The sequence below is a fragment of the Anaerobiospirillum sp. NML120511 genome, assembly GCF_023050955.1.
Taxonomy (GTDB): domain Bacteria; phylum Pseudomonadota; class Gammaproteobacteria; order Enterobacterales; family Succinivibrionaceae; genus Anaerobiospirillum.
This window is the reverse complement of sequence record NZ_JALKIK010000026.1, coordinates 56,882-70,622: the sequence shown is the minus strand read 5'-3', so window position 1 is coordinate 70,622 and position 13,741 is coordinate 56,882. Positions and strand designations below refer to the sequence as shown.

At 50.4% G+C, this 13,741-nt stretch carries 4 protein-coding genes and 1 pseudogene; all 5 read left to right on the top strand.

All coding sequences use genetic code 11. The features are described 5' to 3' along the window. The first annotated feature begins 1,371 nt into the window (after positions 1 to 1,371). Positions 1,372 to 3,894, top strand: coding sequence for a ribonucleoside-diphosphate reductase subunit alpha (locus MXE39_RS08380; protein ID WP_246978394.1), 2,523 nt, complete (start codon positions 1,372 to 1,374; stop codon positions 3,892 to 3,894). A gap of 1,136 nt (positions 3,895 to 5,030) precedes the next feature. Then, positions 5,031 to 6,074: a ribonucleotide-diphosphate reductase subunit beta gene (locus MXE39_RS08375; protein WP_246978396.1), complete on the top strand. Its 1,044-nt coding sequence runs from the start codon at positions 5,031 to 5,033 to the stop codon at positions 6,072 to 6,074. Between the two features lie 1,830 nt (positions 6,075 to 7,904). After that, the gene (locus MXE39_RS08370) at positions 7,905 to 9,662 is read left to right on the top strand and encodes a phosphoethanolamine--lipid A transferase (RefSeq protein WP_246978398.1); all 1,758 of its coding nucleotides are present in this window, start codon (positions 7,905 to 7,907) and stop codon (positions 9,660 to 9,662) included. Positions 9,663 to 10,201: 539 nt separating this feature from the next. Next, on the top strand, positions 10,202 to 10,570 hold the full coding sequence (locus MXE39_RS08365) for a hypothetical protein (protein WP_247073974.1): 369 nt from the start codon (positions 10,202 to 10,204) through the stop codon (positions 10,568 to 10,570). Positions 10,571 to 11,759: 1,189 nt separating this feature from the next. Beyond that, positions 11,760 to 12,419, top strand: a pseudogene (locus MXE39_RS13105) (trimeric intracellular cation channel family protein); the annotation flags it as partial. Between the last annotated feature and the right edge of the window lie 1,322 nt (positions 12,420 to 13,741).

Genomic DNA, 13,741 nt, shown 5'->3' with positions numbered 1-13,741 from the left:
AGGGGATAACTCCATTTACATAGAAATTTAAACGGATCCCCTATTCTATCATTTTTGAGTTGTATTTGCTAGCGATTTTTCGCTATTTTTTATCACTCCATAGATACATCATTTTCAGTTTAAAAAACCTCAAAACTAGATACTACTTTTGAGGCTTTAATTAAGCAAATTTTGCTTTTTTTGATGTGTGGCTATGGTACAGCTTCGTGTTGACATCAGGTGAGGCTGTTGCAGAAAGACGGCCTGTGTTTTGTTCAGTTTTGCTAATGGCTAAAGGCTTATTAAGTACGTCAAGCCCCATTTATCCATGCTTTGAGGGCTATTTTGTTTTGTTAATCTCATTAATAAAGTAAATTATTATTAGCATGTTCAGGTCAAATTATGGCACCTGACTGACGGAATAAATTCTCACAGGCCTGGTTGCGGGCTGTACAGGTGTAATTCACATTGACGTGCTTTCCTGAGTGGCCTGTTTATCAAGTTTATGTATGGAAGCCTGCTGTTTCTATAACTGCGGGAATTGTGAGAAATTATTGTGCTTTTTTGCAAATAAGGTAATTAATCTGTTGTGTCGCGATTTGCCTGCCGAAACAGCAGAACCTTAACAGGTCCCAAGACCTGCCATAAACCTGGGATTAACAGGTACATGACTCCCTTGTGAGCGTACTGTCCGGAGCTGTTGTTCGTGCTTTTTCGAGGTGGACATCATTTTTTACAAACGGCATATTTATGCTCATTTCAGGCCATTTATCCATATCGATTTACAGACGGCGCAGAGCTGCAATTGTGTTGGATCTTTTTGCCCTCCTGGTGTATGATGGGCCCCCACGAATTACCAAGCCTGACAGACAGAATGCCCGCTTATAAAAGGACATGATTTACCGTTTCTGAGGCTCCGTGCAGAGCCAGACGTGGAAACGCTATCTTACTGACTGGACAGGCTTTTGCTATTTCCCGATGGCCGCCTGGCGCGCCCATCTTTCTTTAAACTTATTATCAGCATCGTCCGCAGAGTGAGGCGGAGGCGCTGTCGTGAACTGTTCCTTCGGTGCAGGAAAAATCCCCTGTTACCGTGCAGCCCAGACGGACTGTATACGGCACAGGCTGCGTTTTGGATGTACAGCGGGCTCATCTGAGCACCCACATACTCCCTGCCGGCCTGACTGCTCAAGGAATGTCCCCTGTAGTATGTTTGCGCAGCAGAGAGCTTAAGCTTTCTGGGACGGGCCGTGCCCGTCATTTGTGCTTTGTACTGCAGGCAGCATCTGACAGGCTGCATCATCCTTTATATGCAACTGTACTACAGTCACGCAGGCCGATCCCGACCACCCTGGTCGTGAGACGGTATGATGTCATTTATGGAGCCGTGCCGTGCAGATCATCAAACGCTCAGGTCTTGCAGAAACATTTGACGTTAACAAAATCGCCATCGTTCTGGGCAAGGCCTTTTCCAATGTTGGTGAGGCGCTTACTGATGAAATCCGTCACGATCTGGTTACCACTATCTCTGATAAGGTAATCAATACTTCAGATCGTACCGTCGAGAACATTCAGGACATTGTTGAGCAGACCCTCATGGCCCGTGGCTTCTACTCAGTGGCCAAGAGCTATATTCTCTACCGTCAGAAGCGTTTTGAGCTGCGTACTGCCCGTAACAACATCATCGATGCCAGCGGTGACGAGACCCTCAAGGTTACCCTGGAGTCCATTCAGAATGACTTTATGGAGCCAGAGTACGCCATGACCGTACTGGCCTCCAAGTACACAGCCATTGCTCCTCGTTCTGGCTCAGTCAACGATCAGCTTACCGCCCTTATCAAGGCTGCCTGCGAGCTGACCACCTCTACTGCACCACGCTTTGAGCTTATTGCCGGCCGTCTGCTGTCCCACAAGTTTCACCGTACCTTAAGAGAGCAGCTCCAGCCTCTTAACCTCAACACTTTCTACCGCAAGATCAGCTGGCTTGCCAACCAGGGCCTGTACGGTCAGTACATCCTTGATGCCTACTCCGAAGAGGAGCTTAACGAAGCCGCCGGTTTCATCGAGAACACCCGCGACTATCTGTTCACCTATTCAGGTCTTGATCTGGTCATCAAGCGTTACCTTATTTCCACCCATAAGCACGAGCCTGTAGAGACCCCACAGGAAATGTTCCTTGGTATTTCTCTGCACCTGGCCATGAAGGAAGATCGCAACGAGCGTCTTACCTGGGTACGCCGTTTCTACGACATGCTCTCACGCATGGAAGTAACCATGGCCACCCCTACTCTGGCCAATGCCCGCAAGCCATTCCATCAGCTGTCTTCATGCTTCATTGATACTGTGCCTGACAGCCTGACCGGTATCTACCGATCCATAAACAACTTTGCTCAGGTCAGCAAATTTGGCGGTGGTATGGGTATGTACCTTGGTAAGGTACGCGCCATGGGCTCAGCTATCCGTAACTTTGAGGGTGCAGCAGGCGGCGTAATCCGCTGGATCCGTCTTATCAACGACACTGCCGTTGCAGTAGATCAGCTGGGCGTACGTCAGGGCGCTGTAGCCGTCTATCTGGACATCTGGCACCGTGACCTCCCTGAGTTCCTCCAGCTGCGCACCAACAATGGTGACGACCGCATGAAGGCTCACGACGTCTTCCCAGCCCTGTGTGTACCAGACTACTTCTGGCGCCAGGTTGAGGACAACATGGACGGTCAGTGGCAGCTGATGTGTCCATATGAGATTCGCAAGTACAAAGGCTACAGCCTCGAAGACTGCTACGGCGATCTCTGGGAAGAGCGTTACCACGACTGTCTGCACGACAATCGTATCTCCAAGCGCTCCATTGGTATCAAGGACCTGGTACGTCTTATCATCAAGTCTGCTGTTGAAACCGGTACTCCGTTCATTTTCAACCGCGATCATGTTAACAAGGCCAATCCTAACAACCACTGCGGCACTATCTACTCTTCCAACTTATGTACTGAGATCGCTCAGAACATGAGCCCAATTGCCAGCGAAGAGACTCAGATTATCAACAGCGAAGACGGTGAGATTCGCGTTACCACAACCACCCGTCCTGGCGACTTTGTGGTCTGTAACCTTGCCTCCCTTTCTCTGGGCCGTCTGCCAGTAGACAATGAGGAATACCTCAACGACCTGGTATTCACCGCTGTACGTGCCCTGGATAACGTTATTGACCTTAACTTCTATCCAGTGCCTTACGCTCAGATTACCAACCAGCGCTATCGCGCCATCGGTCTGGGCATGAGCGGTTACCACCACATGCTCTCCAAGGCTGGCATTCCATGGGAAAGCGAGGAGCACCTCACGTACTCCGATGAGGTATTTGAGCGCATCAACCGTGCTGCTATCCGCGCCTCCTGCAGCATTGCCCGTGAAAAGGGCTCCTATGCAAAATTCGAGGGCTCTGACTGGCAGACTGGTGAATACTTCACCAAGCGTGGCTATATGTCACCTGAGTGGCAGCAGGTTCGTGAGGATGTAGCCCGTTACGGTATGCGCAATGCCTATCTGCTGGCTATCGCCCCTACCTCATCAACCTCCATCATTGCAGGCACTACCGCCGGTATTGACCCTGTGATGAACAAGTACTTCCTGGAGGAGAAGAAGGGTTCCATGCTGCCTCGCGTAGCCCCTGATCTCAACCCTACCACCTTCTGGCTGTACAAGGGTGCTCACAGCATCGATCAGCGCTGGTCCGTACGTGCTGCCGGTATTCGTCAGCGTCACATCGACCAGTCTCAGAGCATGAACCTGTACATCACCAATGAGTACAGCATGCGTCAGGTACTTAACCTCTATCTGCTGGCCAACCGCTGCGGCGTGAAGACCATTTACTACGTACGCTCCAAGGCCCTTGAGGTGGAGGAGTGCGAGTCCTGCAGCTCATAAGAGGCAGCAGCGCACTCACAAGGCCTGCAGCATACTATGCAGGCCTGATATCGCCGCCCCGCAGCAGTTAACTGTTGCGGGGCGGTGACTTTTTGGCCCGCATGGTCATATGCCATATCCAGCCTGAAAACAGCGAAAACCGGTGCTGCCCCTGCATCAGCTCCGGCGGCCATTCTACAGCCATGTCTCTGCAAACTTTGGCCAAAGGCCATGGCATTAAGAGCGCCCACAGGCACCCCATGCCCGGCTTTTTATTGGCGTGACCAGGCTGTGAGCTGCCGCCATGTATGGCGAATAACTCTGCTTGGCTCCGATTTGCCATGATTTGTCCTGAGTGGCTCTGATTGGCTCCGATTTGCCTTGATTTGCCCTGAGTGGCTCTGATTGGCTCCGATCTCCCATGAGTAGCTCCGACTGGCTCCGATTTGCCATGAGTAGCCCCGACTGGCTCCGATTTCCCATGAGTAGCCTCGATTGTCTCCAATTTGCCTGCACGGGCGTGCATATGGCGCTATTGAGCTGAGCAGTTGCATGGTGAAACGGGTATAGCTTTTGCGTACAACTTTGGACATAAACAATCAGACTTATTTTGACTGTTTAACGCATATATTGCATTGATATCTATAAATACTTGCAATTGCATGCACATTTTTGGAGGCATAACCTGGCCATACCTGGTACATCCCAGAGGCCAGAAAAAACAGGCCAGCAGTGGCTCGCACACTGATGTACGGACCTTGCTGATTATCAATGTCCAAATCGCAAGATTAAATATCACATACACAGGGGACGTGTTTTGTTAAAATATGCCCTCGTTACATTTTTACTGTGCCTGCTGCAGACCCACCATGCAAAAATGCAATATGGGTCACTGTAAGCGCATACCTGTGACTATGAGAGCATGCTGTGGACAGTAAGCTCGTATCAGCGCCCTTTGGGCACGGTACGACTCCCTGTATGCTGATGCCACCGCAAGGGCGGTGGATATGGATAGTCAGACACCCCGGACTGTGCAGCCGGGAGTATTTCATGAAAGCCGCGCCGTGCGCCGCCACAATGAACCTGGCCAGTCCTGGCGGACCGGGCCGGCCAAGATCTGACTTGATTTGACCTATCTAACCCAGAGTCTGACAGTAATGGATAAACTTACCAGAAAGAAGCTCTTTAATCCCGACGGTGAAACCGACATTACCCAGTGGAGATTAATCGGCGGCAACACGACTAATCTCAACGATTTCAATAACATGAGATATCGCTGGGCTTCTGACTGGTACCGTCAGGCCATGAACAATTTCTGGATTCCAGAGGAAATCAACCTCGGCCAGGACGTTAAGGACTACCCAAACCTTACTCCTGCTGAGCGTGAGGCTTTTGACAAGATCCTCTCTTTCCTTGTATTCCTGGACTCCATCCAGACTGCCAACCTGCCTCGTATCGCTGAGTACATCACCGTGTCCGAGGTAAATCTGTGCCTGTCCATTCAGACCTTCCAGGAGTGTATCCACTCCCAGAGCTACAGCTATATGCTGGACACTATCTGCTCTGCTGATCAGCGTAACCGCATCCTCTATCAGTGGAAGAGCGACAACCACCTGATGGCCCGTAACACGTTCATTGGTGACCTGTACAATCTCTTCCAGGATGACCAGAGCCCACGTAACCTGGTAAAGGTTATTATGGCCAACTACATCCTTGAGGGTATTTACTTCTACTCAGGCTTCTCTTTCTTCTACAATCTCAGCCGCTATGGCAAGATGCCAGGCTCTGCTCAGGAAATCCGCTACATCAACCGTGATGAGAACACCCACCTGTGGCTGTTCCGCAACATCATCAAGGAGATGCAGAAAGAAAACCCTGAGCTCTTTGACGAGGCTATGGTTAAGGAGCTTCGTGAGATGATCCTTGAGGGTGTACGCCAGGAAATTGCCTGGGGCAAGTACGTAATCGGTGACAACATTCAGGGATTAAACAGCCAGATGATTCACGATTACATAAGCTATCTGGGCAATCTGCGCTGGACCAGCCTGGGCTACCCACCACTTGATGAGAAGTACATCGAAGAACCTCATTCCATGTCCTGGGTAAGCCAGTACTCCAACGCCAACAATCTCAAGACCGACTTCTTTGAGGCCCGCTCTACCGCCTACGCCAAGAGCACCGCACTGGTAGACGACCTCTAATTGAGCATGGCGCACTGCCTGCCCTGAGCAGCAGTACCGCAATGCATCTTCCCGGGGCCCCACCTGAAATCAGGCGGGGCCCCGGCCGTTTCCAGTCGCCTGTTTTCAGCGCATGGATCATCTCCTTATGCTGCCTGCAGACACTTCCGATGCACCTGTTCAGTGCTGCCATACGCGGCATCTCAATGTTCGTTGTGCAGGCGTTCAGATGCAGGTGCCAGCCTGCTGCTGCATACGCTGACAGCTGCTTCCCAACATGCCGCCAGACAGCCTCCCTTACCCCACAGCAGATGCTGCCGCAATTGCTGTGTAAAGCTGTTTATGCATGTCCGCCTGTCACTGGCACGGCACGGCACGCCATGCCTTAAACAGCACAGGCTACAGTTTCACCTCAATCCCAAGACTTTCAAGCTCTTGTCATTCATGTTCGTTACTGAGCCATAATCTCAGATAGCCAGCTGAAGTCTCATGACCTGCTGTACTGATGCCCAGATGTGCTCCCGTCTCGCATTGCCCAGCCTTGTAGTGCGCCTGTCCTGCAGCGCACCTGTCCTGCAGTGCCCCCTGTCCTGCTGTGAGACTGTCCTGCAGCACTCCTGTCTTGCTGAGCGCCTGTCCTGCAGGGCCCCTGTCCTGCAGCACTCCTGTCCTGCTGTGCGCCTGTCCTGCTGTGCACCTGCCTTGCTGTACTCCAGTCTTTCTCCTGTACCGGGCTCCCCGATATTTACATTGATGACTTCAGGCCCTGCAGTTATGCTCTGCTTTAGCCCGTGCAAACGTTTGCATATGATATTGCCCGCCCTGTTGATAAGGGGTTCATGTCATTGGCAATCATTTTCGTATGACAACTTGTCTCCTGCTTTGCCTCTCCCATGAACCATGCTTCCCTGTGCCCCTAATACTGCCAGCAACGTTTTCCATTAGATTCAGTTATGGTCAATTTTGGCGCAAAAATCCCTGTTATTTATACAGGTAAGCGTAAATATTGATCATGAATGCTAATTTTTACCAGGATCAGGAACCAGTCTTTTTATTTATGGTCATATAGCGATATAAGGCGCAATTTTTAGCGTCCTTATTCGGCAGAAAGTCCTGGTGCTCCCTGATGGAAAGCGCTATATATGACCTTCTTGCCCATCATTTTCATGCCAGTTTTAATGTGGTGAATCTTAATATCATCTGTCTGCTATCAAGGTTCACACATACATTGCTACTGATATGATTTGTCCAGCTGGCGCTTACTCTTTGCTCTAAATTAGGCCAGCTTAATGGTCCCTGATGCGGTCATTTCCCTAAGCTGCGTATCTTTTTAAGGCAGGCAGCTGTGGTGATAATACGCAGCCTCAGTAAGCCATTCTGTCCCACTGGTAAAGACAGTCAATTGCCTGCAACAGGCAGTGGCAATGGCTGCCTTTCAGGCTGGCAGTGTGCAGGCTTCAGGGCCTCCGAGGTTAAATATCAAACTATTTCAGTAAATTTTGAGCTTTTCTGATCAGCATTGCATCAATACTCCATTGCCTGTGCCTGTGACTATGCCTGTGCCAACAGCCTCTGCGCTACAGGACAGCTGAGGGCGTGCCTGTGGGCTGCCGGCAGGCTGCCTGTGGGCCGATGGCTAATGGACTTGCTTGCAGTTCCAGCCATCGAGCCTGACAGCGTCAGGGAATGACAGTGTCAGGGCCTCACAGATTCAGGTTCTGACATATGAGGCATGGTATGGCCATGCGGCATACGTGTTCATGCTGAGGCAGTGCAGTTACTGCTGATGATCAGCAAAGCTGTGATTGTGACTGAAAATACAGTCTTTCTTATCCTTGTACTTTTTTCTGTATGCGACAGTTATTTTCCATTATGGCCGGATGGTCACGCCATTATCTTGTGGTAACAGCCCTGTGCTCTCTGCTTTTTGCCACAGTGTATAACTTTGCTTTCTGGCGTCATGTTGGTTCTATCTACGCCGGCAACGATCTGAGCCTTCTTTTCAGGCTCCTCACTCCAATTGCCATCTGTGCTCTGATGATGGTGATCTTTACCGTCCTGTTCTCGTGGCGCTGGCTGCTCAAGCCTGTCATCATCTTACTGATGATGATTAACTCCATGGCCTCATTTGTTGCCATCAACTATGGCATCATTTTCGACACTGACATGATCCGCAATGTCTTTGAGACCGATCCGGCCGAAGCATCAGCCTACCTGTCCTTTACTGCAGCTGCCTACGTAATATTTCTGGGTGTGCTGCCATCAGTAATCCTGTGGCGCACCCGTATTATCTGGCCAGAGAGCATCCTGCGTGGCCTTGCTGGCCGAGTTGCGCTTTCAGGCGCATCACTGGCCATGGCCCTGGCCATTGTTCTGCCTGACTATCAGACCTACTCATTTATAGGCCGCAACAATCCAGGTATTGCCAAGGAGATCATGCCTGTTTCCTACATAGTCTCAACTGTCAAATACGTCAAATCTACATGGTTCCCTAAAACTTATGAGTACATCCATGTAGGAGAGGATGCTGTTATTGCATCCACATCCCAGCGTCCACGCCTGATGGTATTTGTCGTTGGTGAAACCGCCCGTGCTCAGAACTATCCTGAAAACGGCTACAGCCGTGATACTACCCCGTATACCTCAGGAAAGGGCCTGATTAACTTCTCAGATGTCAGCTCATGTGCTACCAGTACCGCCCTGTCTGTTCCATGCATGTTTTCCAACCTGACCCGCAATGACTTCAGTCCCGACATTGCCGAGTATCGTGACAATGTCATTGACGTGCTGACTCAGGCAGGCGTTCAGGCTACCTGGATTGACAACAACTCCTCATGCAAGGGCGTGTGCAAAAATATCACCTTTAAGGAGCTTGGCAATACCGATGGCTGTGACAGCGACAAATGCCGCGATGAGGTCATGATTCCCATGGTCGAAAAGCTGGCTCAGGATGTTACAAAAGATACTGTTATCTTCCTGCATCTGATTGGCTCACATGGTCCACGCTATTATGAGCGCTATCCTGAGCGTTTCAGAAAGTTCACCCCTGACTGTTCACGTCCTGATGTGGAGAACTGCAACCTTGCTGATCTGATAAACACTTATGACAATACCATTGTCTATACTGACTGGGTACTCTCCAGCCTGACAGAAGTGCTCAAGCGTCATGAAGATGATGCCGACCCTATGCTCTTCTATATCTCTGACCATGGTGAATCACTGGGTGAAAAAGGCCTGTTCCTGCATGGCGCCCCATACATGATTGCCCCTGACTATCAGACCCGTGTTCCTATGCAGATGTGGCTGTCAGAAAATGTTCGCAGCACTCAGAATCTGGACAGCAACTGCCTTGTCTCCCGAGCTGCCCGTCAGGCTTTATCCCACGACAATGTCTTCCATACCCTGCTTGGCCTTATGCAGGTAAAGACCGAGGCTTATGATGCCCGCCTGGATGCTCTGAGTATCTGCCGTGATGTCACAGCAGTAAAGGGAAATACCGATCCTGCTGTATCCTCAGCAACACCGGCTCCAGGCTCCACACCAGCATATGTGAAGAGCCCTTCAATGCAAGGCAACCATCAGCACTCTGCAGCTCCTGATGCCGCATAAAATCCGGAGGTGCCCGCAGATTACCATCATCTGGCATAGCCCGGCTGTTTAAGGCAGGCTCTGCCTGACCCAAAATTCTATCCCATATAATCTGACGCCATTTGCCCATGACCGGGTAAATGGCGTTTTTTGTTGTGGTTGCACAGCTGCATTAATCCGTCCGCACCATGATAATCTGCACTCTTTGAAGAGACGAACCAGACCTTACCATGGGAAAGTAAACTGCGACTTTTATCCGTCCTGAAGACTTCAATTCATAACGGAAAGGACCAGAACGAGGGCGATGGCGAGGGCGAGGCGGCGCAAGGCAGACATGAAAGCGTGAGAGTGGTCAGAGCCTTACAGGATAAAATCATCAAGGGGCAGCCAAATGGCGGCTATTGGCCCAGATCCTGATGAAGTAAGGCCGTGAGTGTGGATACGGGGACGGTTCGCTGTGTAACGAAAAGTTTAGATACTGCTGAAAAAATCGGGCTTTGTGCTGATAGAATAATATCTCATGCTTAGTATTAAGATATGTTGCTGACATAAGGTTTTCAATGAGATCTGCTCTGCTGCTGTTCAAGTATATTTTTCAGAACTTCTATTTTCTGACCATCTATCTCATAGTCTGTGCCATGCAGATAGCAGCCTGCTACGCCCTTTTTCACCGTATGATGGAGATGCACTGGCTGTGTTCAGTACCAATAGCCACATTAGCGGGCATCATTCCCTATGTGGGTACTGCACTTGGCATGATAGGCGCTATTGATATCTGGAACTGGCCGGTGTGGAAAGCCATGGTAGTCATGCTGCTGCCAAACCTGCTCATGAGCCCGGTCTACGTTACCGTCATCATCAATCTGCGTAATGCCCGTGCCGAGCGTCGCCGTCAGGAAAAGCTCGCCAGAAGTGAAAACAAAGAATAAGCATCAGCAAAGCAACAGCCCGGCAACGCCTGAGGCAAAGGCCGTGTCCACGCGCAATCCTGCGCTCACAGATGCGTCCGCTGCATAACCTGCAGACATGCAGCCGCCGCCGCATAACCTGCCGACATACGGACGCCTCATAATTTGCAGACATACGGCAGCAGCATCATGTGCATACATACGGCAGCAGCATCATGTGCAGACATGCAGCCGCCGCATAATATGCATACCTGCATACCTGCAGACTCTGCATAATCGGCCGACATATGGCAGCCCATCACATAATGTGCAGACTGCCAGCAGCTCTACATGAAGGTCATAGCCCTGAGCTTACCTTGTCCACAAGGCCCTGTATCGGTGATACAGGGCCTTGTGCATTCCGGGCCCACTGCCTCATATGTAGAGCCCCTGTCCGCACAGCATTTCATCCCGTCAGCACTGCACACTCAATCACTCCATCTGAGCTGTTCCCGGCCAAACAATAAGACAGTACAGTCTGCTGTCCCAGGGCTCTGCCAGGATATTCCATGTCCAGTCATGAGTCAGGTACAACACTTGAGCTCTGAGCACTAAGCACTGAGAGCGGACTTGTGTGCTTTCATGGCATATTCGGATTTATTTCTGGCACTTTCTGTCTTGTCTGCTGCCAGATGAGTTGCGACGCGCAATTTGCTCTTAATTGCAGCACAGGCAACTGGCCTGAGCCGCATGGCTCTTCAGGCCTGTGTTGACACAATGCTCAGCTTGCTTATCCCTTTAGGGAGATGCCTGTTTTTCTGGGAAAGTTTTGAGAATTTTGTTTATCAGGGGCAAGGGTCATTAGTAAAGCTGTCACGGCTATGTACAATAGCGGCCAAAAGAGCCCAGGGGCTGAAAAAGCTCCCCTGCGTCCCCGGCTGTGCCCTCAGTTTTATACCTGCCATCTGGCCTGTATAAGCCTGTCGTCGTGGCAAGGGCACAGGCACATAAGACTGCACGTCTGTGTGTCATTGCACGGTATTCAGGGCTCTTCAGATAACAGATAAAACTAATCCTGACCGCCCTGTACTCCTGCAGGTCATTGGTCAGGTCTCAAGTATGTTCAGGCTGCCGCCCATCTGTGGAATGACGGCTGCTCCCGAAAAGCTGTGAGGTGCTTACGGGCAGAGTCGCTTCATGCATATGGCAGGAAAACTACCGGGGGAAACTCATGTTTCTTATCATTCTGTACATCATCGGTATCACGGCTGAAGGTATTACCGGAGCCCTTGCTGCCGGCAAGCGAAAAATGGATCTTTTTGGCGTAATGTTCATTGCCTGCGCCACGGCCATTGGCGGCGGATCAGTACGCGACATGCTCTTTGGCCATTATCCTCTTACCTGGGTTGCCCACCCTGAATATCTCTTCATAGTCTGCGCCGCAGCACTCATCACCACCCGCATGCCTTATTTCTTCAGCCGCTTTGAGCGCACTTTCCTCGTACTCGATGCTCTTGGCCTGGCTGTCTTCTCCGTAATTGGTGCCCGCATCGGCATGGAATACCACTCTACGGGATCGATAGCCCTGATTGGTGCCGTAGTAACAGGCGTGTTTGGCGGTATCTTACGCGATATCTTCTGTGCCCGTGTTCCTCTGGTCTTCCAGAAAGAGCTTTATGCCAGTATTGCCCTGCTGACCGGCCTTATGTATGTAGCCATTGATTTCGTCTCTGATAACTACTACTACATCAACGAAAATATCAATATCATCGCATGCCTTATAACAGGTTTTGTAACACGCCTTATCGCCATACGCTATCACCTTGGCCTGCCAGTATTCTCCTTCCTGCCTAACGACGAAAACAGCGACTCCACCAACAAAACAAAATCCTCCAGCACCAGCACCAGCTCGGCATCCGAACAGCAAACAGACGCCAGGCCAACCCCCTCCCAGGCTCAGCAAGCCAAGTCGCCAGCCATCAACTACTCATCATCATCTCAAGCCCCAGCACCTGAAGTAAATGCAGACCATGCAGCCCCTGAAGTAAATGCACCCCATGCAGTACCTGAAGTAAATGCAGACCATGCAGCCCATGAAGCAAATGCAGACCATGCAGCATCTGACTCAGAGCAAAATCCATCAACAGCTGCACTGAGCATCTCTGCTGACCTGTCCCAGGAACAACAGAATATTGCCACAGCACCTGCGCCTCATGCCGCTGATGCCTCTGATTCCGATAACAGAGCTGGTGGAGCTCCACTGGCAAAGACCTCAGATTCCATAGCAGAAACCAGTTCCCATAATGAGACTGCAGGTGCCGATAAGAGCACTGACAGCAAGAGCTAATCGGCAACAGGACAAACTGCAGCTCAGATCACAGTCATAAGAGAGCAATGGCTGTTTCATACCACCGGGAAACAGCCATGCAGGCGACTGTTCCTTAAGAGAAACCTGTAGCTGACGCACCTCCATACACGTTACAAAACTTTAGATTGTAAACATCTCAAAGATCAGCAGTAACAGCTGCACTGCCCACTCACCTCTAAATCAAAGCCAAAGCCAAATCCACCCTTTGATCATGGGTTTAGGAACGTTTTAGGCTTGGAGTTGGGAGTTATGCCAGGGCAAAGAATCCGGGCAGAGCATCTGAGCTGATAACCAGGTCAGACCTCTGGTGCAATGCAGGCTTCAAGGCGTGTGCTTTTGCCGGTTCTGACTGTATTTTCTGTGTGCCTTTATAACATGTAAGAGACTTATGCGAGTCATGTGGTTAATAAGTCAGACTCAGCACTTTATGCAGTGAGCTCAGGCGTATGGAATTATGTTTCAATTCAAGTATGTCCTGCTCTACTCGTGCTCAGCAAAAAATACTGTCTAAAATATTTTATTATTAATTATTTCAGACCCTGCATGCTCTGTCAGATATGCTGGCGCAGCAGGGCCTGACTGTTTTTATGGTCCGGTATCAATCCAGCTCAAGTGATAACTTGCTGGCAAGTTCATCCTTGCATTGCCTTTCTTTGCTCTTATCAAACTGACCGAAATTTATTTTTCCAGCCCCAGCGACCTTCCAGCACTGATACTGACAGTCATCTGGAGCTGCTCTGTACAGAGCAGCACTGCACTTCATTTGCTGTATGTGCATGACATATGTGCTGGGCACTGCCCTTTGCTGCCCTGTTCGCGCATGCGTTTTGGCCTGTAGTGGCAGC